Raw genomic sequence first — 24,229 nt, forward strand, 5'->3', positions numbered from 1 at the left:
CCCGCGGGCGCGCCCCATAGACTCGATGTGTGGCTGCCTCCCGCGATTCCTCCGGAACCGAACCAGGTCCGTGGGACGGCGAGGAGTTCCCGCTCAATCGGCGGCACCCCGGCTACGACCGGTATCCGCCGCCTCCGAGTGCCCCGCCCCGCCGTCCGCTGCCGCCGCTGCCCGACCGCGGCGGCGACCCCGACGTACCCGAATTCGTCACGCGCCGGTTGGCCGCCGGCCAGCCGCCTAACGACCTGCCCCCGCCGAACCCGCCGACCCGACCGCTGCCGCAGGAACCCGAGCCGCCGGCCGAGCCCCCGAAAGTGACCGGCCGCCAACGGGTCCCCCGCAAGCTGACGGTGACGCGGGTGGTGGCGATGCGCAGCATCGAACTCACCGAGAAGGGCTTCCACACCTTCCAGCGCGCGGCGAAGGCCGACGGCGCCGACCGGTCGGGCCTGACCGCGCTGGTGTACGCGACGATGGCCAACTTCGCCCTCGACGCGGCCATCGCCGTCGCGCTCGCCAACACCCTGTTCTTCGCCAGTGCCACCGCCGAATCCAAATCCAAGGTGGCGCTGTATCTGTTGATCACGATCGCCCCGTTCGCGGTCATCGCCCCGCTGATCGGCCCGCTGCTGGATCGGCTGCAGCACGGTCGCAGAGTGGCGCTGGCCAGTTCCTTCGCCGCGCGCGTGGTGATCGCGATCCTGCTGATCTTCAATGTCGACAGCTGGGCGCTGTATCCGCTCGCGCTGTGCATGATGATCCTGAGCAAATCGTTCGCGGTGCTCAAGAGCGCGGTGACGCCGCGCGTGCTGCCGCCGGATATCGATCTGGTGCGGACCAATTCCCGGTTGACGGTGTTCGGCCTGGTGGGCGGCACCCTCGGCGCGGGCGCGGTGGCCGGGCTGGTGGCCGCGGTCGCGGGTTCGCCGGGCGCGCTGGTGTTCGCGGCCCTGATCGCCTGTGCCGGGGCGTATCTGAGTCTGCGCATCCCGTCGTGGGTGGAGGTCACCGAGGGCGAGGTGCCCGCGACGCTCGGCTACCACGGGTCCGATGCCCGCACCGCGGTGCTGGACAACGGGCAGGCGGCGGTCAAGCCGAGCCGGCGGCGGCAGCCGCTGGGCCGCGCGGTGGTGACCGGGCTGTGGGGCAACGGCACGGTCCGGGTGCTCACCGGATTCCTGACCTTCTACGTCGCCTTCGTCGCCAAGTCGACCGAGCATCGACCGGTGCAGCAGGCGGCGATGCTGGGCGTGGTGGGCGCCGCCGCGGCGATCGGCAACTTCGTCGGCAATGCCTCGGGCGCCCGCATGAAGCTGGGCCGCCCCGCGCTGATCGTGCTGCTCTGCACGGCCGCGTGCACGATCGTCGCGCTGTTCGCGATCTTCCTCGACAATCTGCTGGGCGCGGCCGCGGCGGCGCTGGTGGCGTCGGGCGCGAGCGCGCTGGCGAAGGTGTCGCTGGACGCCTCGATCCAGGACGATCTGCCGCCGGAGTCGATCGCGTCCGGTTTCGGCCGTTCGGAGACCGTGCTGCAGCTGGCCTGGGTGGTCGGCGGGGCCGGCGGCGTGCTGCTGCCGACGGTGTACTGGCAGGGTTTCGCCGTCGTGACCGCGGTGCTCGCGGTGGGACTGCTGCAGACCTACATCAGCTACCGTGGGCACTCGCTGCTACCCGGCCTGGGCGGTAAGCGGCCGCAGCACGCCAGGCAGGAATTTCCCCGGGTCGACGGCGACCCGGCCCCCTCCAACTGACCCGACGACCGACAGGAAGCACCCGCCATGACCAAGCCCGGTACCCGCACGATCCTCGCCCTGGCGGTGGCTGCGGTACTCGTGGTCGTGGTGGCCGTCGCGGCCGTGGTCGCGGTGGCGGTGCACCGTGCCGACGAGCACGACCCGGAGATCACCGCCTACGCGCACGGCACCGCGGCGACCGTGCCGCCGTACCGCTACTGCACGGTCACCCAGTCGGACGCCAGCGGTCAATTGGGCTTGAAGTGCCGCGAAACCGCCACCACGGTCACCCTCGAAACACCGAACGGCGCACCCCTCCAGCTGTCCTTCCCCCGCCACATCGCCGACGCCCCCTGGGTCATGGTGCTCGAATACGACCTCCCCGACGGCACTTCCGTCCAACGCCTGGCCTCCTACCGCGACTACGCGAAGGGCACCCTCGCCGTCACCGTCCCCTCCCGCCCCGAACCAGACCTCCGCCTAGCAGGCGTAGAAATCCAACTGGTAGTCCCCACCCGAGACGAAACAGGCACAGAATCCTTCGCCCCCTACCAGGCCTGGTCCATCCGAACCACCTGATAAAACGCGACACCCCCGCATCGTCCCCCCGCACGGAGGGAGTCTTACGACCGACCGTTCGCGGCCGGCTCGCGTTTCGGCGGTCGAAGCGCACGCGCGAAGCGCAAGTCTCGACCGCCGAAACGCGAGCCATCAAGGCCGCGAACACGCGGCGCCGAAGGCGACGCCAAAAACACAGCCCGTCTCATACACCCAAATGCGAGCCACAACCCTCTGCCCCGAGGCGAGCCACAGGCCCCTCTCCCGAGACAAGCCACAAGCTCCTGTCCCGAGGCGACCCACAAACTCCTGCCCCGGGGCAAGCCCCCGAACCGCCCAATCAGCTATCCAGCTCCCGAGCCACCCCCCGAACCACCTCCGCAATCCGCTGAGCAGTCTTCCGATCCGGATACTTCCCCTTACGCAGATCCGGCTGCACCTTCGCCTCCAGCAGCGTGATCATGTCCTCGATCAGCCCGTGCAGATCGTCCGGCGCCTTGCGGGGATGCGCGGCGGGCTCCTTGCGGGCCTGCGCCCCGCGCACCGACGGCAGCGGCTCCAGGAGTTTGAGGCTCAGCGCCTGCGGGCCGCGGCGGCCGGCGGCCATCCCGAATTCCACTCGTTGCCCGGGCTTCAACGCCTCGACACCCTTGGGCAACGCAGACGACCGAACATAGACGTCCTCACCCTCGTCCTGGGAAAGGAAGCCGAAGCCCTTTTCGACGTCGTACCACTTCACCCTGCCGGTCGGCACTGCGCTCACCCGTTCGTCATCGATGCCCGGACCTCCCGGGCACAACCGTTGTCCCGGAGTCGATTCCGGAACTCGTCTCTGTGCGAAAAGAACGCGCCCTACACAGCTATGCAGGACGCGATTGCCATCGAGTCTACCCCGGTGCGGATGCGGTGAGCACACCAGTTTTACGGTGCAGCAATGCCCGAGACTCCTTCGCACCGCCCGCCGCGCCGGTCCGGCGATCCGCTGATGTACCTCGCCCTGGGCCTGTTCGCGGTCGGTGTGCTGGCGGTGGTCGCCATCTTCCTCACGCCGGTGTTCACCGACGGCGAGCCGGGGCTGTGGCTGTATCTGGTCGCGATGATCGGGACGCCGCTGGGGTTGCTTCTGGCGTTGATCTTCGCGCTGTGGTCGGGCCGCCGCACGCGGTAGCCACCCCGTATTTGCCCAGTTCGTTACCCGAGTACACATGTGATTCTCGTCACATCACGGTACGGTCACGGGACGGTCACAACCGATGCATCACCGGGACACGCCGCACTCACCTGCGCAGACGCCAGACGGAAGGTGTTGCGCCAGACCGTGACCCGGCCGTACACGCCGGTTACCAAATGGTGATTTTTCGCGGCATTCGTCGTACCGTCTAACGCAGCCGGGAGCAGTCCCGGAACCACCGGCCCGCCGCACCGAGCCTCGCCCCGCGGGTACGGACCCCGACGGAAGCAGGGGCGAGGGCGGGGAACCCACGTTCCCTACGCAGGGAAGCGGGAACGATCGGCAACGGTCGCTCCCTTGGGGTGAAGTCCCACCGCACCGCCAGGTGCACCGGGACCGGACGGCCTCTCAGTCCGAACCCGACAGCTCACCTCGCAGGCGCGTACGAGAGGAAGACGACCCGATATGAGTGGACGCCACCGCAAGCCGACCAACACCGGCCGCACCGTCGCCAAGGTCGCCGTCACCGGCGCGATCGTGGGCGGCGCGGGTATCGCTCTCGCCGGTAACGCCTCCGCGGCTCCCGACAACGAGTGGGACCAGCTCGCGCAGTGCGAATCCGGCGGCAACTGGGGAATCAACACCGGCAACGGGTACCAGGGCGGCCTGCAGTTCTCGCAGGGCACCTGGGCCGCGCACGGCGGCACCGACTACGCCCCGTCCGCCAACCAGGCCAGCCGCGAGCAGCAGATCGCGGTCGCCGAGAAGGTCCTCGCCTCGCAGGGCTGGGGTGCCTGGCCGTCCTGCTCGTCCCGCCTCGGACTGAGCGGCAGCCCCGAGCATCGCGCCGCACCGGCCGCGCCGGCGCAGTCGCAGACCCCGCACTGGAGCCCCACGGTCCAGAGCGAGCCCGCCCCGCAGTCGCAGGCCCAGCCCGCCGACCGCAGCCAGGAAGTCTTCCAGGCCGTCGACCGCGCCCTCGCCGTCGCGCAGGCGCAGGGCATCCAGGTCCCGCAGCCGGCCCTCGACGTGCTCAACGCCGCCAAGGCCAACAACGTGAAGCTCGACCCGAGCGTGGTCGATTTCTTCGAGGCGAACAAGGGCCTACTGCCCAACTGAGCCTCGGCACCCACAGCTACGACAAGGCCCCCGCACCTCAGTGGTGCGGGGGCCTTGTCGTCGAGCCGGTCAGCGGTTGATGACCGTGCGCGGGTGCACGTAGGGCACCTCTTCGGCAGGCACCGGAAATTCGGTGTCCTCCCCGTAGGGCGAGAGCCCACCGGAACGGGTCGACGACAGTTCCGTCACCGCGTGGTCGCCGTTGGCGACCTTGGGCCAGCCATTGTCGACATAAGGTTTCTTCGATTTGTTCACCACGGCCCAATTCTGGCATGGAACCGTTCGGTCGCGTCCGCCCGCCGCCCGTGTGTGACGGCGGGCCAGCGGCGGTCCGCGCCCGGCCGTACGCTGGATGGGATGACCACGACCGACGACGCACCCCGGGCCGGGGATGAGCACCCCGCGACACCGCCCGGCTCCGGTTCGGCCGCCGTCGCGTCGCTCGCCGACTGGCTCTCCGCGCGCACCGACGACGAACTGGTGGCACTGCTCGAACTCCGGCCCGATCTCGCTGTCCCGCTGCCGTCCTCGATGTCCATCCTGGCGGCGCGGGCCGAGCAGCGCGCCTCGGTGCTGCGTGCCACCGACGATCTCGACACCCTCGTCTTCGCGGTCGTGGAGACGCTGGCGATCCACGGCGCGGCCGTGCCCGACCGCCGCGCGGCCCCGCTCCCCCGCGCCCGGCTGCACGAGTTGCTCGCCGACCGGGTGACGCCGCAGGCCGTCGACGCCGCCGTCGCCCAGCTGACCGCCCGCGCCCTCGTCTGGGGTACCGACGAGCTGTATCTGGCGGCCGCCGCCAAGGACGCCTTGCCGTGGCCGCTGGGCAGCACCACCGAGATCCCCGACGCACTCACCGAACCCGAGATCGTCGCGGCCCTGGGCGATCTCGGCTCGGCGGAACGGGCCCTTCTGGACAAGCTCGCGACCACCGGGCCGCGCGGGCGCACGCGCGACGCCGCCCCGGGCACGCCGCCCGACCGCCCGATCCAGCGCCTGCTGGCCGCCCAGCTGCTCAACTGGGTCGACGAGGAGACGGTCGAACTGCCGCCCGCGGTCGGTCAGGTGCTGCGCCGGGAGCCGGTCACGGACCCGCACGCGCTGCTGCCGCCCGAGCCGAGTCCCGCCGAGCACACCGCCGCCGACACCAACGCCGCCGCCGCGACCGAGGTGGGCGAGCTGCTGCGGCACAGCGCCGACATCATCGAGGTGCTGGAGCAGGCGCCCGCACCGGCGCTGCGCTCGGGCGGGCTCGGCGTGCGCGAATTGCGCCGCGTCACAAAGAACACCGGCATCGACGAAGCTCGCATCGGCCTGCTGGTCGAGGTCTTGGCGGCGGCCCGCCTGCTGGACAAGGGCACCCCGGAACCGCCCCCGCAGACCGATACCGTCGACGACTTCTGGGCGCCGACCGCGGCCGTCGACGGCTGGCTGGACGGCCCGCCCGCGCGGCGCTGGGTGGTGCTCGCGCAGGCCTGGCTGGAACTCGACCGGTTCCCGTGGATGATCGGCCGGCGCGACGCGAACGACAAGCCGCTGGCCGCGCTGTCGCTCGAGCTGCGCAACGTGCACGCGGTCCGGGACCGGCAGGCCGTGCTGGCTCTGCTCGCCGAGCAGCCCGCCGGCGCCGCGCTGTCGCCGGCGGACATCGCGCGCGTGCTGGCGTGGCGGCAACCGCGCTGGCGCAGGCACTTTCGCACCGAGGCGGTGGAGCGCACGCTCGCGGAGGCGGGCGCGCTGGGCCTGGTGGGGCGCGGCGCCCTCACTTCGGCGGGCCGGGCGCTGCTGCACGGCAGTCCGGCCGACGCGGAGGCCGAGATGGCGGCCGCCCTGCCCGATCCCGTCGATCACGTGCTGGTGCAGGCGGATCTGACGATCATCGCGCCGGGACCGCTGGTGCCGGATCTGCAGAGCCGCATCGCCCTGGTCGCCGACGTCGAATCGGCAGGCGCCGCGACGGTGTACCGGATCGGCGAGTCGTCGGTGCGGCGCGCACTCGACGCCGGGATGACGGCGGCGGAACTGCATCAGCTGTTCACCGCGCACTCGCGCACGCCGGTGCCGCAGTCGCTGACCTATCTGATCGACGACGTCGCCCGCCGGCACGGACGGCTGCGGGCCGGCATGGCCCAGTCCTTCGTGCGCAGCGAGGATCCGGCGCTGCTGGCCGAGGTGCTGGCCACGCCGGTCGCCGAGCAGCTGGCGCTGCGGGCGGTCGCGCCGACCGTGGCCATCTCGCAGGCCTCGCTCGGCGAGGTGCTCGAACAGCTGCGCGGCGCGGGATTCGCACCGGCGGGCGAGGATTCGTCGGGCTCGATCGTCGATCTGCGCCCGCGCGGGGCCCGCATCGCGGCCCGCGCCAACGCCCGCCAGGCGTGGCGGCCGACCCCGCCCAGCACCGAGCAACTGCGGCTGCTGGTGTCGGAACTGCGCGCCGGGGAGAAGGCCGCGCAGGCCCGGTCCGGGCAGGCGGTCCGTTCGGACGGTTCGCGCAACAGCACCGCGGCGACCATGGCGCTGCTGCAGTTGGCGGCCCGGGTGCGGCGGCCCGTGCACATCGGTTACGTGGATGCTCAGGGCATCGCCAGCCAGCGGGTGGTGGAGCCGCTGAAGGTGGCGGGCGGGCAACTCGACGCCCTCGACCCGGTGACGGGCGCGGTGCGGCATTTCGTGCTGCACCGCATCGCGTCGGTGGCGCTGGTCGACCAATAGGCCGCTCAGAGTTTGGGATTGACCATGCAGAACGTGGTCGCGGGCGCGGACAGCAGCAGGAATGTCGCGTCCGCGGCGCACAGGGCGGCATCGGTGCGGCCGTCCACCCGCGCGACCACCCGGACCGTGGCCTCCGGCGCCTCGCAGTCCGCGTAGGCGAAGCCGGTGTCACGGTCCCGGTGGTAGCAGCTGCCCTGCACGAGATCCGGTGCCAGACAGAGGAATACGGTGGTGCCGCCCTGGAAGGTCTCCTCGTAGGAGGAGTACTCGGCGCCGCAGTCGACCTTCGTCGGCGATGTCGACATCACCCGGTACACAGCGCGTTTCGTGCCGCACTCGACCGGCTCGGTGTCGGAGTCGGTGGTCGAGGCGGCGCGGACGTCGAGGCAGTCACCGACCTGCGCTCGCGCGGTCTCGGATCGGCTCGCCTCCCGCACCACCGAGCAGCCCGCCACCACCGCGACACCCATCGCCACCGCGAAGAGGCGGACCCCCACGCGCCACGTGAACCGAAAACGCCTCTCGCCCAACCGATCACAGCCTTCGTGACGGTGGCGAGAATCTTCCCCCGCCGCGGCCCGCGGACTCAGCGCAGCAGACCCAGGCCGTACATGGCCAGCAGGTTGAAGTTGAGCATCCGCGGCAGAAAGCCGGTCAGCAGCTGCAGTTCGAAGAGGTTCACGGTCGTACCCTTTCACGCTCTGCCCGCACCATACCCGCGCGGATCGTGATCTTAGGTCGATATCGGTGACCGAATCGTTACGCTCGGCACCATGACACTCGAGGAGGTCACCCGCCGGCTCTACGCGCTCGATCCCGCACAGTTCACCGCCGCGCGCGACGAACAGGCGAAAGCCGCCCGCGCGGACGGGGACCGGCAGCTCGCGACCGCGATCGGCAAGCTGCGCCGGCCGACCGTCGCGGCGTGGGCGGTGAACCTGCTGGCGCACGAGGCGCCCGACGAGGTCACGTCGCTACTGGAGCTGGGTGCGGCACTGCGCGAGGCCCAGCGCCGGCTGTCCGGCGACCAGCTGCGCGAGCTGACCACACAGCGCCAGCAGGTGGTGAACGCGCTGGCGCGCCGGGCCGGGCAGCTCGCCGAGGGGCACGACCGCACGCTCGGCGAGACGGTCCTGCGCGAGGTGGGCCAGACCCTGCACGCGGCGCTGGCCGATCCCGCCGTGGCCGACCAGGTGCGCGACGGGACGCTGACCGCCGCCGCGAACTACGAGGGCTTCGGTCCCGCCGGACCCGAACTGGCGGCGGTGCCCGATCGCGCCGAGACGCCGCCCGAGCCGAAGCGCACCGGACGCGCGCGCAAGACCACCGGCGAGGAGCGCGACGCGGCGGCCCGGCAGGAACTCGACGACGCGCGCGAAGCCCTCGAATCCGCGCGCGAGGCAAAGGATTCCGCGGCCGCCGAACTCGACCGGGCCACCGCGAACCTAGGCGCGGCGGACGAGCGGATCACCGCTCTGCGCGCGGAACTCGACCGGGCCGAGGAGCAGCGCCGCTTCGCCGCGGCGGCGGAACGCTCGGCCCAGGAGGCCCTGCACAAGGCCGAGCGGCAGCTGGATCGTGTCGAACGCTGGGTCGAGAAGGCGCGGTCCCGCGTCTCCGAGGAATAGCCCGCGCCTCAGCCGCGCAGCGTACCCGGGTACAGGTACTCCGCCGCCGGGATGCCGGTGCCGTCCAGCCACGCGGTGAAGAAGCCCGACAGGTCGATCCCGGTCTTGGACTGCATGAACTGCCGGAACTCCGGCATGGTGGCGTTGCCGTACGCGTGCGACCGCACGAACTGCGCGATCGCCGGGAAGAAGACGCCGTCGCCGACGGTGGTGCGCAGCGCGTGCAGGAACAGCGGACCGCGGTAGTAGACGGCGGTGAATTCCTTTCCGGCGCCGGGGTTCTGCAGTCGCGTCTCCCAGAGTTCTGGCTTGTCGCGGAACTTCTCGACGGTGGTGCGGTACTTCTCGTCGACGTCCTCGCCTTCCCTCCGTTCCGGCCACAGGTAGTCGGCGGTGTAGCTGGCGAAGCATTCGTTCAGGCAGATGTCCGACCACTGCCGCACCGACATCGAGTCGCCCCACCACTGGTGCGCGTTCTCGTGTACGAGGGTGTTCAGATCGGTCCAGGGCGCGTAGGTCGGGCGGGTCTGGGTCTCCAGCGAGATCTTCAGCTCGGTGTCGATGTAGATGCCGCCCGCGCTTTCGAACGGATAAGGGCCGTACAGCGATTCGAGGAAGTCGAGCACCTCGGGCAGCCGCTCCTCGAGGTCCCGGTGGCCGACCGCGTCGGGGGCGAAGGCGCTGACCAGCGGGGTGCCGTCGGCACGGTGGCGCTCCAGGAATTCGAGGTGGTCGATGGCGACGGTGGTGAGATAGCCGAGGGTCGGGTGCCGCGTCTCCCACCTGGCCGTGCGGGTGCCGTTCGTCACGGCGTCCTGCACGCGCAGGCCGTTGGAGATCACCTGCCACTCTTGCGGAACCGTCACGGTCAGCGCGAAAGTGGCCTTGTCCAAGGGCGTGTCGTTGAGCGGGTACCAGGTGGTGGCCGAATGTGGCTGGCCCGCAACGAAAGCGCCGCCGCTGGGCGAGAGGGTCCAGCCCGCGCCCGCGTGGTCCTCCTGGATGCCGGAGTATTCGACGGTCACGGTGAACGGCAGTCCGGGCAGCACCGGCACCGCCGGGGTGATCACCAGTTCGTGCTCGCCGCTGCGGGCGAAGCCGGCCGGCAGGTTGTTCACGGTCACCTTCGAGACGGCCGGGCCCGCGAAGTCCAGGTCGAACTGACGCAGCGCCTGGGTCGCGACGGCATCGATGCGTGCCGTTCCGGTCAGCCGCCGGGCGGGCGGGTCGTAGTCGATCGCGACGTCGTAGTGCTCGACCTGGTAGCCGCCGTTGCCGTCCTCGGGGTAGTAGGGGTCACCCAGCCCGGACGAGCCGACGAGCGGATCCGCCGGCGGCTGTGCGTGGCCGGAGCCGGGCACCGCCAGCGCGCCCGCGAGCAGCGCCGCGATCACGAGACAGCGGGTCCGATGATGTGCGTCCATGCAGCGCCCCTCCGCTTCCCGGCACGGCGTGCCGACCGACGCTCGATGCTAGTGGGCTCAGCCGCTGCTGCCCGACACCGCCACGCTCGCGCCGAGGCCGATGATCATGACCCCGCCCGCGCCGCCGACGGCCTCCAGCCGCCGCGGCGATCGCGCGAACCAGTTGCGCGCGGTGCCCGCCAGCAGCCCCCACAGGCTGTCCGACACCAGCGCGATGAGCAGGAACAACCCGCCCAGCACCAGCATCTGCACCGGAATGGGACCGGCGGACGGCTCCACGAACTGCGGCAGCACGGCGGAGAAGAAGATGATCGCCTTCGGGTTGGTGGCGCCCACGACGAAGCCCTGCCGGAACACCCGCCGGGTCCGCACGGGCTCCCGCGCCGCCCGCGTCTCGAGCGCCGCGCGCAGCGACCGCCGCTCCCGGATCGCCTGGACGCCGAGGTAGATCAGATACAGCGCGCCCGTGAACTTCACGATCGTGAGCGCGAGGGCCGAGGCCGCCACCGCCGTCCCGAGGCCCGCCGCGACGAGTACCAGCACGAGACACACGCCGAAGGAATGCCCGACCACCGAGATCAGCGCGACCCGTTTGCCGTGGGTGAGGGCCCGGCCGATGGTGAACAGCACACCCGGTCCGGGAATCACGATGAGGACGGTCGCGGCGACGACGAATGCCAGAATGTTCGCGGCGGGAATCACCGCTCAATTCTATGGAGGGCCGCAAGCCCTTTCCCAGGGATCAGCCGCGCAGTTCCTCCGGCAGCTGCTGCGGATTCAGCAGCAGGCGTTTGGCATCGGCGTTCCGCACCTTCTCGGCCAGCGCGAGATTGTCGGCCAGCAGCTTCCATTCGACGTCGCTGATGGCGGCGCGGGCGCGTTCGATCACGCCCGCGTCGCGGGTGCCCCACGCGATGGGCATGGCCGTCACCGCCTGGCGCAGGTCACCGACCGAGCTGGGCGCACGGTCGGCGCGCACGGTCACCGCGGGCACCTGCTCCCCCGGCCACTGCCGATGCCCCGGCAGCGCCCGCACCACCCGGGTGATCAGCGCGTAGCTCGGGTCGCAGCCGGGCTTGGCGATATTGACCAGCGCCAGCAGCGTGACGCCCTTGGCGTGCCGCCCCGAGATCACCGCCGGCACCAGATCGCCCTCGGCGTACAGCTTTTCGATCCGCGAGCGGTAGGGCGTCCACACCGCCACGAACAGCGCGGTGATCGTGCCCAGCGCGAACGCGACCGCCAGCAGGAACGAGTACGGGTGCTGCAACCAGATCAGGCCCGCGGTGCCCACGCCCAGCACGATGGCGGCGGCGAATGCCAGGATGCGCAGCCTGCGGATGGCCGCGAGCACTTCGTTCACCGCCCGGGCGTGTTCGCGGTCGACCGCGAATTCGAAGCGTCGCACGTCCTATTCCTAACACGTATGCGGAGGCAATTTCTCCGGTGAACCGCCTCGGTTATCCGAGTGCCGGGCCCAGCAGGTCGTCGGCATCGGTGATGCGGTAGGCATACCCCTGTTCGGCGAGAAAACGCTGCCGGTGCGCGGCGTACTCGGCGTCCAGCGTGTCACGTGCCACGACCGAATAGAAGTGTGCCTGACCGCCGTCCTGTTTGGGCCGCAGCAGCCGGCCGAGCCGCTGCGCCTCCTCCTGGCGGGAACCGAAGGTGCCCGAAACCTGCACCGCCACCGACGCTTCCGGCAGGTCGATGGAGAAGTTGGCGACCTTGCTCACCACCAGCACCGGGATCTCGCCGTTGCGGAACGCGTCGAACAGGGCCTCGCGCTCCTTGGTGCGCGTCGAGCCCTGGATGACCGGTGCGTTCAGGTGCTCGCCGAGTTCGTCCAGCTGGTCCAGGTAGGCGCCGATGACCAGGCTCGGCGCGTCCTTGTGGCGGGCCAGGATCGACTCGACCACCGGCAGTTTGGTGCGGGCGGTGGAGCACAGCTTGTAGCGCTCGTCCGGTTCTGCGGTGGCGTAGCTCATCCGCTCGGCGTCGGTGAGGGTGACGCGCACCTCGACACAGTCGGCCGGGGCGATCCAGCCCTGCGCCTCGATGTCCTTCCACGGCGCGTCGTAGCGCTTCGGGCCGATCAGCGAGAACACGTCGCCCTCGCGGCCGTCCTCGCGCACCAGCGTGGCGGTGAGGCCCAGGCGGCGGCGCGACTGCAGGTCGGCCGTCATCCGGAAAACCGGCGCCGGGAGCAGGTGCACCTCGTCGTAGATCACCAGGCCCCAGTCGCGGCTGTCGAACAGCTCGAGATGCTTGTACTCGCCCTTGGATTTGCGCGTGATGACCTGGTACGTGGCGATGGTGACCGGGCGGATCTCCTTGCGCTCGCCGGAGTACTCGCCGATCTCCTCCTCGGTCAGCGAGGTGCGCGCCAGCAGCTCGCGCCGCCACTGCCGCCCGGCGACGGTGTTGGTGACCAGGATCAGCGTCGTGGCGCCGGCCTTGGCCATCGCGGCCGCGCCGACCATGGTCTTGCCCGCGCCGCACGGCAGCACCACCACGCCCGACCCGCCGGCCCAGAACGAGTCGGCCGCCATCTCCTGGTAGTCGCGCAGGTGCCACTCGTGGGTCTCGAAATCCAGGTCGATCCGGTGCGCCTCGCCGTCGACGTAGCCCGCCAGATCCTCGGCCGGCCAGCCGACCTTGAGCAGCATCTGCTTGATCCGCCCGCGCTCGGACGGGTGCACCACCACCGTGTCGTCGTCGATGCGGGCGCCGAGCATCGGCTGGATCTTCTTGTGCCGCAGAATCTCCTCGAGCACCGCCCGATCCAGGCTCACCAGCACCAGCCCGTGCGCCGGATGCTTGACCAGCTGCAACCGCCCGTACCGCGCCATCGTGTCCACGATGTCCACCAGCAGCGGCTGCGGCACCGCATACCGCGAATAGTTGACCAGCGCGTCCACCACCTGCTCGGCATCGTGCCCCGCCGCCCGCGCGTTCCACAGCGCCAACGGCGTCACCCGATACGTGTGCACATGCTCGGGCGCACGCTCGAGCTCCGCGAACGGCGCGATAGCCTGCCGCGCGGCATCGGCCTGCTCGTGGTCGACCTCGAGCAGCAGGGTCTTGTCGCTCTGGACGATGAGCGGTCCCTCGGTCACGGCACCTCCTCGGTTGTGGGCCGGAGTCCATTGTTCCCGACGGGACCGACAGGGCTCTGTGGGCCGGGTCGCGTTTCGCTCTGGGCGGACCACCGTTCGGGGCGCCCATACCACCACCGTAGAATCGGCGCAATGGTTGCCGCTCTACTCGCCGATCTGTTCGAAGCACAGCGGGCGCATCTGCTGTCGGTGGCCTATCGGCTCACCGGGAGTGTGGCCGATGCCGAGGACGCGGTGCAGGAGAGTTGGTTGCGGCTGGCGACCGCGCGGCAGTCCGAGATCGAGGACATGCGGGCCTGGCTGACCACCGTGGTGAGCCGGATCTGCCTGGATCGGCTGCGCAGTGCGGCGGCGCGGCGGGAAAGCTATGTGGGGCAGTGGCTTCCGGAGCCGATCGTGACGGCGCGCAAGCCCGCCGCCGGTGCCGATCCGCTGGAAGCCGTGGTGCGCAAACAGGATTGCCGGCTGGCGGCGCTGATCGTGCTGGAGTCGCTGACCCCGGCGCAGCGGGTGGCGTTCGTGCTGCACGACGGGTTCGCGGTGCCGCACGAGGAGATCGCCGACATCCTCGACATCTCGGTGGAGGCGGCACGCCAGCTGGCGGCGCGGGCCCGCAAAGCGGCGGCGCGGCAATCGGAACCGGTGTCCGACGCCGAGCACGCGGACGCGGTGCAGCGCCTGCTGGAGGCGCTGTATTCCGGCGACATCGAACGGGTGAAGGCCGCCCTGCATCCGGACGCGGTGTTCGTCGCCGACGCCGGGGGCACCAGCCGCACGGCGCTCAACAGCGTTGCGGGAGCGGAGAAGCTGGCGCGGCTGGGCCTCGGCCTGCTGCGCAAGTACGGCGTGGACCTCACCGGCGCCGACGACACGGTCGAATTGGTCGACGTCAACGGGCAATTGGGCCTGCTGCTGCACGAGCGCGCGCCGCACGACGGCATCCCCGGCTCGCCCACCCGCGTCCTCGGCTTCACCGTCCGGGACGGAAAGGTCTACGGCGCTTACGATCTGGTCAATCCCGCGAAGCTCAAAGGCATCCGCGTCCCGCACTGACGGTTCGCTCAGGCCGCGTCGCCGAACCCGTCGTAGTCGACGCCCAGCTGCTCGCAGACCGCCCGCAGCTCGGCCACGTGCTCCCCCGGCACGGCGTGAATGTGGTTGGCGCCGAACCGACTCAGGAACTCGCCCGCGTCGACGTGCAGGCGGGCGAAGGCGTGCGGCCACTCGAAGGTCGACATCCGCATCATCTTCTCGTTCGTCGCCGGGTCGTAGTTCTCGAATTCGCCCCGCATGACCTGCATGCGGTAGCGGCCGTCCAGCCTGGTGAGGCGGGCGAGGGTGAACGAACCGGGGGCCGCGAGGTGGTGCACGGCCGCGCCACCCGCCGGGAAGAAGAAGACCTCCGGATAGAAGTGCGTCTTGGCCAGGTTCTCCAGCGGGTCGTCGGAGCGGGCGGCGAACCAGGTGGCGTGCTGGCCGGAGTTGCACAGGTCCCAGACGTCGCGGTCGGCGTGGTAGTGCCGCACGTCGGCGAACAGCACCGGGGTGCCGGACAGGCCCTTGAGCAGCTGCATGGTCAGCGCCGCGTCCATATCGGACTCGGTGGCGGTGACGTGGGTGGGCTTGGGGCCGTCCCAGTCGTAGGGGTCGTTGAGGAAGGCCTCGGTGATGTCCATCGTGGCGAAGTGGTTGGTCAGCTCGGGCTGGCCCTTGATGCCGGAGAAGTCGAGATTCCACTCCTCGATCAGCTCGGTCATCGCATAGTAGGACCGGATCTGGCGTTCCAGGATCTCCGGGGTGAGGCTCTTGCCGTCGTAATGCACTCCGGCGGCGTGCTTTTCGAGCCACTCCCGGGCGCCCGTGACGCGGCTCGTCTCGACCGTCTCGCTGCGCCGCACCAGCTCCCACTGGTCGATCTCCTCGACATCGACGCCGAAAGTGCGCATCCACTGGTCGGTATTGGCGACCGCGGTGTACATGCCCATCGGGCGACCGCCGATGCGGCCGAACGTCGATCCGCGCAGCGCCCCGGTGGCCGCGGCCGCCCGCACCTGCGTGAGCACCCGGTCCCGGGTATCCGGGTCGGCGATATCGCCCCAGGCCCGGGTGTGGCGGCGGCCGATCTGGTCCAGCGCGCCGCCCGCCGCGAGCATCCCGACCATGCCCGGCTGCACCGGGTCCAGGCCGCCGAACAGTAGCAGCGGCCCGGTGGTCGCCTCGGCGGCGAGCATGGTGAAGTGCGGGAACGCCCAGACCGCGTAGTGGAAGACGGTCAGATCGACGCGCTGGTCGGCGAGGCGGCGCGCCTGGCTGGTGGCGAGTTCGTTGGTCGACACGGTGTCGGCGACGATCACCTCGTGGCCGGCCGCGCGGAGCGCACGCGCCAGCCCGGCGGCCGAGTCGGCGATGAATCCGGCGATGCCGTTGTGGACGAAGTCGCGTCCGTCGGACATGGGCAGCAGCCCGATGCGAGCCATCTCGACCTCCTCGCCCCCGCGGCCGCCGGCCACCGGAGTGTGACATGGATCTCGGAAAACGATTTCCCGATACCATAGGTTCGGCCGGTCGGGCCGGTCAAGGACGGGTTTGCGGCCGCGACTGTTAGCCTCGACAACGTCCTGCGGAATCGTTTTCCGGGACATGAAGGCGGTGAGGCATGGCGGTGACCATCCGCGACGTCGCGGCGCTGGCCGGGGTGTCACCGGCGACGGTCTCCCGCGTATTCAACGGCGACCCGCGTGTCGCGGAGGAACTGCGCGAGCGTGTCGGCACCGCGGTGGCGAAACTCGGCTACCGCCCCAACAGCCAGGCCCGTTCGCTGCGCACCCGCGCCACCAAGGTGCTGGGTCTGGTCATCGCCGACATCCGCAATCCGTTCTTCACCGCGCTGGCCCGCGGCGTCGAGGACGCGGCCAGCGCGCGCGACTACTCGGTGGTCCTCGCGAATTCGGATGAGAACTTGGACAAGGAGCGGCGCTATCTGGAGATCGCCGCCGCCGAGCGCATGGCGGGCGTGGTGCTGGCCCCGTCGTCGACCGCCGCCAGCCGCATCGATCCGCTCAGCGAGCGAGGGATTCCCGTGGTCGCCGTCGACCGCCGATTACGCGGCGTCGAGGTGGACACCGTCACGGTGAACAATCAGAAGGCGGCCGCGCAGGCCGTCGAGCACCTGATCGCCGCCGGGGCGCGGCGCATCGCCATGATCACCGGGCCCGCGGACGCGTCGACCGCGACCGGCCGCATCGCGGGATACCGGGCGGCGTTGCGGGCGGCCGGACTCGCCGTCGACCCGGATCTGGAGGTGCGCGGCGATCATCGCGTGGAGGGCGGTCGGGCCGCCGCGGCGGCGCTGCTGGATCGCCCGGACCGGCCCGACGGGCTGTTCGTCGGCAACAATCTCATGATGGTCGGCGCACTCGAGGCGCTCGCCGACGCGGGCGTCACCTATCCCGACGACCTGCTGCTGGCCGGTTTCGACGAGATGAGCTGGCCCGGCTTCGCCCCACCCCTCACCCTGGTCGAGCAGCCCGGGTACGAGATCGGCCGTCGCGCAACCGAACTCCTGCTCCGCCGCATCGCCGGTGAACATTTTCCGCCGCAACGCCTCGTCCTTCCCGCCCACCTCCGCATCCGCCGGAGCACCGCCCGTCCCGCCCTGACCTGACCGCGGCCGCGCACTCCGGGTTGGGGACGGCTGGGGATGAACACGGCTTCCGGCCGAGAGCGCCGCACCCGCGACGATTACCGTGGTGCCATGCAGCAGACGCCGACCGTTGCCCGCCTGCGTCCCTTCGGCGCGACGATCTTCGCCGAGATGACCGAACTCGCCGTCCGGCACGGCGCGGTGAATCTCGGGCAGGGATTTCCCGACACCGACGGTCCGGCCGCCATGCTGGAAACCGCGCGCCGGGCCATCGCGGACGGCGTCAACCAGTACCCGCCCGGTCGCGGGATGCCGGTGCTGCGCCAGGCCGTCGCCGCGGACCGCGCCGCGCGGTACGGCATGGACTACGACCCGGGCCGGGAGGTGCTGGTCACCGTCGGCGCGACCGAGGCCATCGCCGCCTCGATCCTCGGGCTGGTCGAGCCGGGCGCGGAGGTGGTGCTGATCGAGCCTTATTACGACTCGTACGCCGCCGCGGTCGCGCTGGCCGGTGCGACGCGGCGGACCGCCCGGCTGGTGCCCGACGGCGACGGCTTCGCCCTCGACATCGACAGCCTCCGCGCGGCCGTCACGCCGAAAACGCGCATGCTGCTGCTGAATTCGCCGCACAACCCGACCGGGACGGTGCTGCGCCGCGCGGAACTGCGAGCGGTGGCCGACCTGGCGTGCGAGCACGACCTGCTGGTGGTGACCGACGAGGTCTACGAGCACCTCGCCTTCGACGAGCACGAGCACATCAGCATCGCCACGCTGCCCGGGATGGCCGAGCGGACCGTCGTGATCTCCAGCGCGGCAAAGACTTTCAGCGTCACCGGGTGGAAGATCGGCTGGGCGTGCGGTCCGGCGGCGCTGATCGACGGGGTGATCGCCGCCAAGCAGTTCCTCACTTTCGTCGGCGGCGGGCCGTTCCAACCTGCCGTCGCCTACGCCCTCGAACACGAGCTGGCGTGGGTGCGTGCCCTACGTAACGACTTGGCGGAGAAGCGTACTCGGCTGTCGAGCGCCCTGGCCGACGCGGGATTCCGTGTGAAGCGCAGCGACGGCACCTATTTCGTCTGCGCCGACATCTCCGGTCTCACCGCCGCCGACGCCCACGCCTTCTGCCGCGAACTTCCCGAGCGGCTGGGCGTGGCCGCCGTGCCGCTCAGCGCCTTCGCCGACGACAAGGACTCCTGGAATCGCCTGGTGCGCTTCGCCTTCTGTAAGAAGGACGAAACCCTGGACGAGGCCGTCCGCCGCCTGCACGCCCACCACACGATCCCCTCGACCACACCCTGACCACACCCCCGGCACCTTGCGAGATCACTACCGGAGCACCTGCGGCCCACAGGCCGTGCCGCCGATACGCTCTCCATCCCACCCCGCCCGATACGCATTCCGCCCCACCCCGCCGCAGGGTACGCCTACGCACCCGAATCCCTTGCTCCGCAGCCGAATACGGCTCAGGCGGGCATCGGGCGGGCGCGGTCGGTGGCGAGCAGAACCGCGACGCCGCCCAGCAGCGTGCCGGTGACCCAGCGCTGCGCCCGCACCCACAGCGGGCGGCCGCCGAGGAAGGCGGCGATCGCGCCGGAGCCCAGCACGATCAGGCCGTTCACCAGCAGGGCCACCGCGATCTGCACGCCGCCCAGGCACAGGCTCTGCAACCACACCCGCCCGTGCTCGGGCGTGACGAACTGCGGGATCAGCGCCATGTACATGATCGCGATCTTGGGGTTGAGCAGGTTGGTCAGCAGGCCCATCGCGAACAGCCGCCGCGTCGGGTCGGCGGGCAGGTCGGCGGGCGTGAACGCCGATATGCCGCCGGGCCGCAACGTCTTCCACGCCAGCCAGCCGAGATAGGCCGCGCCCGCCAGCTTCACCGCCAGGTACAGCCCCGGCACCACCGCGAACACGGCCGTGAGCCCCGCCGCGATCGCCGCCAGGTACACCAGGAACCCGCACGCGACCCCGGCCAGCGACACGAACCCGGCGCGCCGCCCCTGCGACACCGTGCGCGACACCAGATACACCATGTTCGGCCCGGGCGTCAGCACCAGCCCGAGCGCCGCCACCGCCACACCGATCACCGCGGTCGTCTCGATCATGCCGCTATGCTCGCGCACCCACCGCCGAGTCGTCGCGAGCCAGTTCGCAACCGCTGGACCCCATACGGTGCGCTTCGATTTCGCGACCGCTCAACCGCGCCGGGTAGCCACGGCCACTCAGCCGCTTCGATTGCGCGACCGCTCAACCGCGCCAGGTCGCCACGGCCACTCAGCCGCTTCGATTGCGCGACGCCTCAGCCGCGCCAGGTCGCCACGGCCACTCAGCCGCTTCGATTGCGCGACCACTCAACCGCGCCAGGTCGCCACGGCCACTCAACCGCTTCGATTGCGCGACGCCTCAGCCGCGCCGAGTCTCGACGGCGGCGGCGAGGCGGTCGAGCTGGGCGGCGGTGGTCTCCCAGTCCAGGCAGGCGTCGGTGATGGACTGGCCGTAGGCCAGGTCGGCGGCGCGGCCGAGGGTGAGGTCCTGGCGGCCGGCGACCAGGAAGCTCTCCATCATGAGGCCGACGACGCTGCGGTCGCCCGCCGCGAGCCGCGCGGCGATGTCGGTGACCACGTCGACCTGCCTGTTGTGGTCCTTGTTGCTGTTGCCGTGGCTGGCGTCGACCACCACACGCTGCGGCAGTGCCGCCTTGTCCAGGCGCGCGCAGGTCTCGGCGACCGAGGCGGCGTCGTAGTTGGTGCCCGCGCTGCCGCCGCGCAGGATCACGTGGCAGTCCGGGTTCCCGACGGTGCGGATCAGCGCGGAGCGACCGTCCAGGTCGGTGCCGGGGAACACGTGGCTGGCCCCGGCCGCGCGCACACCGTCGACGGCCACCTGCACGTCGCCGTCGGTGCCGTTCTTGATGCCGACCGGCATGGACAGCGCGCTGGCCAGCTGGCGGTGCACCTGGCTGGCGGCGGTGCGGGCGCCGATCGCGCCGTAGGACACCAGGTCCGCGATGTACTGCGGGGTGATCGGATCGAGGAATTCGCAGGCGACCGGCAGCCCGAGCGCGGTGATGTCGACCAGCAGCCGCCGGCCCAGCCCCAGCCCGGTGTTGATGTCGAACGTCCCGTCCAGGTGCGGATCGTTGATCAGGCCCTTCCACCCCAGCGTGGTCCGCGGCTTCTCGAAGTACACCCGCATCACGACGTGCAGCCGGTCCGACAGCTCGGCGGCCTTGGCGGCCAGGCGCCGCGCGTAGTCCAGCGCGGCCGCCGGATCGTGCACCGAACACGGCCCGACGACGACCATCAGGCGGTCGTCGACGCCGTTGAGCACATCGACGGTGGCGGCGCGGCCCGCGCGCACGGTCTCGGCGAGCGCCGCGTCGATCTTGTGGTCACGCCGCACGTCGGCGGGCGACAGCAGCGGGCTGATGCTCAGCGTGCGCTGGTCGTCCAGATCCGCGGTCTCCGCGGGTTTCGACTGCGCGTCGGCATCGGCTGCGATCGTCATCGTGGGTTCCTTTTCTCAGGCCGACCCACGGAGAAGATTCCCGTTACGCCGGTCTGTCATCCGGCTCGGGGTGGGAGAAGGTCAGCGCGATTCACCGACCGACCCACCCAGGGCCGGCTCGATAAACCAGAAATACACGCGCTGCACGGAGGCGACTGTACCAGGAGGTATCGCCGGTTTGAACAGTCGGCGATTCGCCGTGCGAGCCGACACACCGAGGGTTCGACCGCACGCGAGCCCGGCGCGGAGCGGAAACTCCTGCGCCGGGCTCGTTTTCGCGCGGTGCTCAGCCGAACATGCCGGGCTCGTAGCTGCCCGCCGGGGTGCCCGCGATCACATTGAGGCGGTTGTAGGCGTTGATCACCGCGATCGCCGAGACGAGCGCGCCGATCTGCTCGTCGTCGTAGTGCTTGCGCACCTGCGCCCAGGTCTCCTCGGAGACACCGTGGTGCGCGTCGGCGATGCGGGTGCCCTCCTCGGCGAGCGCCAGCGCGGCCCGCTCGGCCTCGGTGAACACGGTGGCCTCGCGCCACGCGGCGACCAGGTTCAGCCGCACCGACGTCTCGCCCGCGGCCGCCGCGTCCTTGGTGTGCATGTCGGTGCAGAAGCCGCAGCCGTTGATCTGGCTGGCGCGGATCTTGACCAGTTCGTAGGTCGCCGGGGGCAGGCCGGACTGGCCGATGACCTGTCCGGCATTGGTGAGGCGCTTGGTGAACTTCGCGGCGATCTCGTTGGCGAAGAGGTTGATTCGGGGTTCCATCGCTGTCTCCTGAGCTCGGGCCGCGGGGTGCGGCGTCGTATATCAGGAGGACGACGTGGCGATCGGGGGTGTGACACGGGGTCGGCCATGACCCGCGTCACACGCGCCGGGATCAGCGACGGGAGAACGGATAGGTGACCTTCGTCAGCTGTTCGGACAACTCCCACAGGCGACGGGCGGTGACCTCGTCCCGGGAGGCGGCCGAGGAACCGCAGGGCCCGGGATGGCCGCGCAGCCCGCGCAGTCCGGTGGGCCCGTAGAACCCGCCCGGCTCGACATCGGCGGTGGCCGCGAAAAGCGATCCCAGCGCGCCCATTTCCGCGCTCTGCGCCAGAATGCGGTTGCCCAGCGCCATGATCCGGTCCAGGAAGGACTCGGTGTGCGACTGGAGTTCCGTTGCGGCATAACCCGGATGGGCCGCCACCGACAGCTTGGCCGAGCCGGCCGCGGTGAGGCGGCGCTGCAGTTCGTAGGCGAACATCAGATTCGCCAGTTTGGACTGCCCGTACGCCTGCCAGCGCTCGTACCGGCGGCGCTCCCAGTTCGGGTCCTCCAAATCGATCCGGCCGATGACGTGCGCCCCGCTCGACACCGTGACGACCCGGTCGGCGATCTTGTCGAGCAGCAGGCCGGTGAGCGCGAAGTGTCCGAGATGGTTTGTGCCGAACTGCATTTCGAAGCCCTCGGCGGTGCGCCGCAGCGGCAGCGCCATCACGCCGGCGTTGTTGATCAGCACGTCGGCGCGCTCGATCGAGTCGGCGAACTGCCGCACCGAGGCGAGGTCGGCCAGGTCCAGGCGGCGCACCTGGGTCCGATCGCCGATCTCGTTCGCCACCGCGCGCGCCTTCACCTCGTCGCGGCAGGCCATGATCACCTGCGCCCCCGCGGCGGCCAGCGCCCGCGTCGTCACGGCGCCGAGCCCGCTGTTGGCGCCGGTGACGATGAACGTGCGGCCGCTTTGATCGGGGATGTCGGAAGTGTCCCAACCAGTCACGTGGTCGAGTCTAGAGCGGCGGAGCGCCCCCGTCTCGTGCCTCGGGGAACGGCCGACCGCCCGAGCCACACCACACCGGCCGGTGAGATAGGGTTGCCTAACCTATATCTGACATGAGCGTGAGGCAGTACCCATGACAGCGACACCCACCACCCGCAGCGATCGCGACGGCTTCGTGCCGATCCCCGCCGAGTTCGCCGACGCCTACCGCGCCGCCGGGTACTGGGCGGGTCGCACCCTGGGCGAGCTGCTCCGGGACGCGGCGCGGCGGTGGCCGCAGCGGCCCGCGCTGCACACCGAGTCCGGCGCCCGCACCTACGCCGAGCTGGACGCCGACGCCGACCGGATGGCGTACGGCCTTGTCGCGCTGGGCATCACGCCCGGCGACCGAGTGGTCGTGCAGCTGCCCAACGTGCCCGAATTCGCCACGGTGCTGTTCGGCCTGCTGCGGGCCGGGGCGATCCCGGTGCTGACCCTGCCCGCGCATCGCCGCGCCGAGATCGAGCACCTGGCCGAGCTGTCCGGCGCCGTGGCGTACGTCATCGCCGACCGCGCGGGCGATTTCGACTACCGCGAGCTGGCGGACGAGGTCGCCGAGCGGGTCGCGACGCTGCGCCACGTCCTGGTGCTGGGCGATCCGGGGCGGTTCACCGAGCTGAGTTCGATTCCGCGCGAGAGCGGTTCGCTGCCCGAGGTCGACCCGGCCGACATCGCGGTGATGCTGGTGTCCGGCGGCACCACCGGCCTGCCCAAGCTGATCGCGCGCACCCACGACGACTACGAGTACAACGCCCGCGCCTCCGCCGAGATCTGCGAATTCGGTCCCGAGGACGTCTATCTCGCGAGTCTGCCCGCGGCGCACAACTTTCCGCTGGCCTGCCCGGGTCTGCTCGGCACCGTCGCCACCGGCGGCTCGATCGCGTTCCTCGCCGACCCGAGCCCGGAGAGCGCCTTCGCCGCGATCGAGAAGTACCGCGTGACGGTGACGGCCGTCGTTCCCCCGCTGGCGCAGCTGTGGTGCGCCGCGACGGAATGGGAGCCGGCCGATCTGTCGTCGCTGCGGCTGCTGCAGGTCGGCGGCGCGAAGCTGGCGGAGGTGAACGCCCGCGACGTCGAGCCGGCGCTGGGCACGCGGTTGCAGCAGGTGTTCGGGATGGCCGAGGGCCTGATCAACTACACCCGCCTCGACGACGACATCGAACTGATCTGCACCACCCAGGGCCGCCCGCTGTCGCCCGCCGACGAGGTGCGCGTCGTCGACGGCGAGGGCAACGACGTGGCGCCGGGCGAGGAGGGCGAGCTGCTCACCCGCGGCCCGTACACCCTGCGCGGCTATTACCGTGCGCCCGAACACAATGCGCGCGCCTTCACGCCCGACGGCTACTACCGCAGCGGCGACCTGGTCCGGGTCCTGCCCAGCGGCCACCTCGTCGTCTCCGGCCGGATCAAGGACGTGATCAACCGCGGCGGCGAGAACGTCTCGTGCGACGAGCTCGAGGAGAATCTGCTCGCCCACCCCGCGGTCCGGCACGCGGCGGCCGTCGGCCTGCCCGATCCCGCCCTCGGCGAGAAGGTCTGCGTCGTACTGGTTGTCGACGGTGAGCTGCCCACCCTGGCCGAGATCAAGCAGTTCCTCACCGACCGCGGCCTGGCGACCTACAAACTCCCCGACGTCCTGCGCCAGGCCGACACCCTCCCGGTCACCGCGGTCGGCAAGATCGACAAGAAGGCCTTGCGCGCCCAGGGCTGAGGTGCGGGGGCGGCACGGCAACTGCCCTCGCCCACCGGCACGACAACGGCTGCCGCGCACCGGCACGACAAACGCCCTCCTCCCCGCAAACGGCAACGGCCCTCGCTT

Annotated in this window: 22 protein-coding genes and 1 riboswitch; of the genes, 10 read left to right on the forward strand and 12 right to left on the reverse strand. The window is 70.8% G+C overall.

Features of this window, described 5'->3' with window-relative positions:
- Window positions 1-29: 29 nt before the first annotated feature.
- Together IU476_RS09215 and IU476_RS09220 are read left to right on the forward strand one after the other, a co-directional pair.
- A complete protein-coding gene (locus IU476_RS09215; protein WP_195098597.1) occupies window positions 30-1,751 on the forward strand; it encodes an MFS transporter in 1,722 nt (573 codons plus the stop codon).
- A gap of 27 nt (window positions 1,752-1,778) precedes the next feature.
- Entirely contained in the window at window positions 1,779-2,312 is a 534-nt protein-coding gene (locus IU476_RS09220) for a DUF2771 domain-containing protein (RefSeq protein WP_195098599.1), read from the forward strand.
- A gap of 319 nt (window positions 2,313-2,631) precedes the next feature.
- On the opposite strand, the gene IU476_RS09225 is transcribed toward IU476_RS09220, so the two are convergent.
- A complete protein-coding gene (locus IU476_RS09225; RefSeq protein WP_195098751.1) occupies window positions 2,632-3,045 on the reverse strand; it encodes a cold-shock protein in 414 nt (137 codons plus the stop codon).
- A 180-nt stretch (window positions 3,046-3,225) separates the two neighbouring features.
- On the opposite strand from IU476_RS09225, the gene IU476_RS09230 reads away from it, so the two are divergent.
- Both IU476_RS09230 and IU476_RS09235 read left to right on the forward strand, forming a co-directional pair.
- Entirely contained in the window at window positions 3,226-3,459 is a 234-nt protein-coding gene (locus IU476_RS09230; RefSeq protein ID WP_195098601.1) for a hypothetical protein, read from the forward strand.
- A gap of 272 nt (window positions 3,460-3,731) precedes the next feature.
- Window positions 3,732-3,918: riboswitch (cyclic di-AMP (ydaO/yuaA leader) on the forward strand.
- Between the two features lie 9 nt (window positions 3,919-3,927).
- Window positions 3,928-4,581: a transglycosylase family protein gene (locus IU476_RS09235; protein WP_195098603.1), complete on the forward strand. Its 654-nt coding sequence runs from the start codon at window positions 3,928-3,930 to the stop codon at window positions 4,579-4,581.
- A 69-nt stretch (window positions 4,582-4,650) separates the two neighbouring features.
- Here the strand turns inward: IU476_RS09235 and IU476_RS09240 are convergent, their stop codons facing one another.
- Window positions 4,651-4,839: a hypothetical protein gene (locus IU476_RS09240; protein ID WP_195098604.1), complete on the reverse strand. Its 189-nt coding sequence runs from the start codon at window positions 4,837-4,839 to the stop codon at window positions 4,651-4,653.
- A gap of 99 nt (window positions 4,840-4,938) precedes the next feature.
- Between IU476_RS09240 and IU476_RS09245 the strand changes: the two genes are divergently transcribed.
- The gene (locus tag IU476_RS09245; RefSeq protein WP_195098605.1) at window positions 4,939-7,293 is read left to right on the forward strand and encodes a helicase-associated domain-containing protein; all 2,355 of its coding nucleotides are present in this window, start codon (window positions 4,939-4,941) and stop codon (window positions 7,291-7,293) included.
- A 5-nt stretch (window positions 7,294-7,298) separates the two neighbouring features.
- Here the strand turns inward: IU476_RS09245 and IU476_RS09250 are convergent, their stop codons facing one another.
- Window positions 7,299-7,790 (reverse strand): LppU/SCO3897 family protein, encoded by a 492-nt coding sequence (locus IU476_RS09250; RefSeq protein WP_324193950.1) that lies wholly within the window; start codon window positions 7,788-7,790, stop codon window positions 7,299-7,301.
- Window positions 7,791-8,066: 276 nt separating this feature from the next.
- Between IU476_RS09250 and IU476_RS09255 the strand changes: the two genes are divergently transcribed.
- Window positions 8,067-8,921: a coiled-coil domain-containing protein gene (locus IU476_RS09255; protein WP_195098606.1), complete on the forward strand. Its 855-nt coding sequence runs from the start codon at window positions 8,067-8,069 to the stop codon at window positions 8,919-8,921.
- 8 nt (window positions 8,922-8,929) lie between these two features.
- On the opposite strand, the gene IU476_RS09260 is transcribed toward IU476_RS09255, so the two are convergent.
- From IU476_RS09260 to IU476_RS09275, 4 genes are read right to left on the reverse strand one after another with little or no spacing between them, the layout of a single operon-like run.
- Entirely contained in the window at window positions 8,930-10,345 is a 1,416-nt protein-coding gene (locus IU476_RS09260; protein ID WP_195098607.1) for a M1 family metallopeptidase, read from the reverse strand.
- A gap of 57 nt (window positions 10,346-10,402) precedes the next feature.
- Window positions 10,403-11,047, reverse strand: coding sequence for a LysE family translocator (locus IU476_RS09265; protein ID WP_195098608.1), 645 nt, complete (start codon window positions 11,045-11,047; stop codon window positions 10,403-10,405).
- A 40-nt stretch (window positions 11,048-11,087) separates the two neighbouring features.
- Window positions 11,088-11,753: a DUF3239 domain-containing protein gene (locus IU476_RS09270; RefSeq protein ID WP_195098610.1), complete on the reverse strand. Its 666-nt coding sequence runs from the start codon at window positions 11,751-11,753 to the stop codon at window positions 11,088-11,090.
- Window positions 11,754-11,805: 52 nt separating this feature from the next.
- Entirely contained in the window at window positions 11,806-13,464 is a 1,659-nt protein-coding gene (locus IU476_RS09275; protein ID WP_195098611.1) for a DNA repair helicase XPB, read from the reverse strand.
- 132 nt (window positions 13,465-13,596) lie between these two features.
- On the opposite strand from IU476_RS09275, the gene sigJ reads away from it, so the two are divergent.
- Window positions 13,597-14,517: an RNA polymerase sigma factor SigJ gene (gene sigJ / locus IU476_RS09280; protein WP_195098613.1), complete on the forward strand. Its 921-nt coding sequence runs from the start codon at window positions 13,597-13,599 to the stop codon at window positions 14,515-14,517.
- Between the two features lie 8 nt (window positions 14,518-14,525).
- Here the strand turns inward: sigJ and IU476_RS09285 are convergent, their stop codons facing one another.
- On the reverse strand, window positions 14,526-15,941 hold the full coding sequence (locus IU476_RS09285; RefSeq protein ID WP_195098616.1) for an L-fucose/L-arabinose isomerase family protein: 1,416 nt from the start codon (window positions 15,939-15,941) through the stop codon (window positions 14,526-14,528).
- Between the two features lie 179 nt (window positions 15,942-16,120).
- Between IU476_RS09285 and IU476_RS09290 the strand changes: the two genes are divergently transcribed.
- Together IU476_RS09290 and IU476_RS09295 are read left to right on the forward strand one after the other, a co-directional pair.
- A complete protein-coding gene (locus tag IU476_RS09290; RefSeq protein ID WP_195098618.1) occupies window positions 16,121-17,128 on the forward strand; it encodes a LacI family DNA-binding transcriptional regulator in 1,008 nt (335 codons plus the stop codon).
- Window positions 17,129-17,218: 90 nt separating this feature from the next.
- The gene (locus tag IU476_RS09295) at window positions 17,219-18,406 is read left to right on the forward strand and encodes a pyridoxal phosphate-dependent aminotransferase (protein ID WP_195098621.1); all 1,188 of its coding nucleotides are present in this window, start codon (window positions 17,219-17,221) and stop codon (window positions 18,404-18,406) included.
- A gap of 164 nt (window positions 18,407-18,570) precedes the next feature.
- Here IU476_RS09295 and IU476_RS09300 read toward each other — a convergent pair whose 3' ends face one another.
- The 4 genes from IU476_RS09300 to IU476_RS09315 all read right to left on the reverse strand — a co-directional run bounded on the left by IU476_RS09300 (window position 18,571) and on the right by IU476_RS09315 (window position 22,371).
- Complete coding sequence (locus IU476_RS09300) at window positions 18,571-19,215, reverse strand: LysE family translocator (protein ID WP_195098623.1); 645 nt, start codon at window positions 19,213-19,215, stop codon at window positions 18,571-18,573.
- Between the two features lie 298 nt (window positions 19,216-19,513).
- A complete protein-coding gene (locus tag IU476_RS09305) occupies window positions 19,514-20,617 on the reverse strand; it encodes a 3-deoxy-7-phosphoheptulonate synthase (protein ID WP_195098624.1) in 1,104 nt (367 codons plus the stop codon).
- A gap of 286 nt (window positions 20,618-20,903) precedes the next feature.
- Entirely contained in the window at window positions 20,904-21,377 is a 474-nt protein-coding gene (locus IU476_RS09310; protein ID WP_195098625.1) for a carboxymuconolactone decarboxylase family protein, read from the reverse strand.
- Between the two features lie 112 nt (window positions 21,378-21,489).
- Window positions 21,490-22,371 carry an oxidoreductase gene (locus IU476_RS09315; protein ID WP_195098626.1) on the reverse strand — a complete coding sequence of 294 codons (882 nt, stop codon included), beginning with the start codon at window positions 22,369-22,371 and terminating at the stop codon, window positions 21,490-21,492.
- Window positions 22,372-22,504: 133 nt separating this feature from the next.
- On the opposite strand from IU476_RS09315, the gene IU476_RS09320 reads away from it, so the two are divergent.
- Entirely contained in the window at window positions 22,505-24,121 is a 1,617-nt protein-coding gene (locus tag IU476_RS09320) for a (2,3-dihydroxybenzoyl)adenylate synthase (RefSeq protein WP_195098627.1), read from the forward strand.
- Window positions 24,122-24,229: the final 108 nt, after the last annotated feature.

This window comes from Nocardia blacklockiae, from assembly GCF_015477355.1.
Lineage (GTDB): Bacteria > Actinomycetota > Actinomycetes > Mycobacteriales > Mycobacteriaceae > Nocardia > Nocardia blacklockiae.

Excerpts from the sequence above, each read along its gene's own strand:
- IU476_RS09220 (WP_195098599.1), top strand. The coding sequence starts at position 1,779 with ATGACCAAGCCCGGTACCCGCACGATCCTCGCCCTGGCGGTGGCTGCG.
- IU476_RS09230 (WP_195098601.1), top strand. The coding sequence starts at position 3,226 with ATGCCCGAGACTCCTTCGCACCGCCCGCCGCGCCGGTCCGGCGATCCG.
- IU476_RS09235 (WP_195098603.1), top strand. The coding sequence starts at position 3,928 with ATGAGTGGACGCCACCGCAAGCCGACCAACACCGGCCGCACCGTCGCC.
- IU476_RS09245 (WP_195098605.1), top strand. The coding sequence starts at position 4,939 with ATGACCACGACCGACGACGCACCCCGGGCCGGGGATGAGCACCCCGCG.
- IU476_RS09255 (WP_195098606.1), top strand. The coding sequence starts at position 8,067 with ATGACACTCGAGGAGGTCACCCGCCGGCTCTACGCGCTCGATCCCGCA.
- IU476_RS09260 (WP_195098607.1), bottom strand. The coding sequence starts at position 10,345 with ATGGACGCACATCATCGGACCCGCTGTCTCGTGATCGCGGCGCTGCTC.
- sigJ (WP_195098613.1), top strand. The coding sequence starts at position 13,597 with ATGGTTGCCGCTCTACTCGCCGATCTGTTCGAAGCACAGCGGGCGCAT.
- IU476_RS09285 (WP_195098616.1), bottom strand. The coding sequence starts at position 15,941 with ATGGCTCGCATCGGGCTGCTGCCCATGTCCGACGGACGCGACTTCGTC.
- IU476_RS09290 (WP_195098618.1), top strand. The coding sequence starts at position 16,121 with ATGGCGGTGACCATCCGCGACGTCGCGGCGCTGGCCGGGGTGTCACCG.
- IU476_RS09295 (WP_195098621.1), top strand. The coding sequence starts at position 17,219 with ATGCAGCAGACGCCGACCGTTGCCCGCCTGCGTCCCTTCGGCGCGACG.
- IU476_RS09300 (WP_195098623.1), bottom strand. The coding sequence starts at position 19,215 with ATGATCGAGACGACCGCGGTGATCGGTGTGGCGGTGGCGGCGCTCGGG.
- IU476_RS09305 (WP_195098624.1), bottom strand. The coding sequence starts at position 20,617 with ATGACGATCGCAGCCGATGCCGACGCGCAGTCGAAACCCGCGGAGACC.
- IU476_RS09310 (WP_195098625.1), bottom strand. The coding sequence starts at position 21,377 with ATGGAACCCCGAATCAACCTCTTCGCCAACGAGATCGCCGCGAAGTTC.
- IU476_RS09320 (WP_195098627.1), top strand. The coding sequence starts at position 22,505 with ATGACAGCGACACCCACCACCCGCAGCGATCGCGACGGCTTCGTGCCG.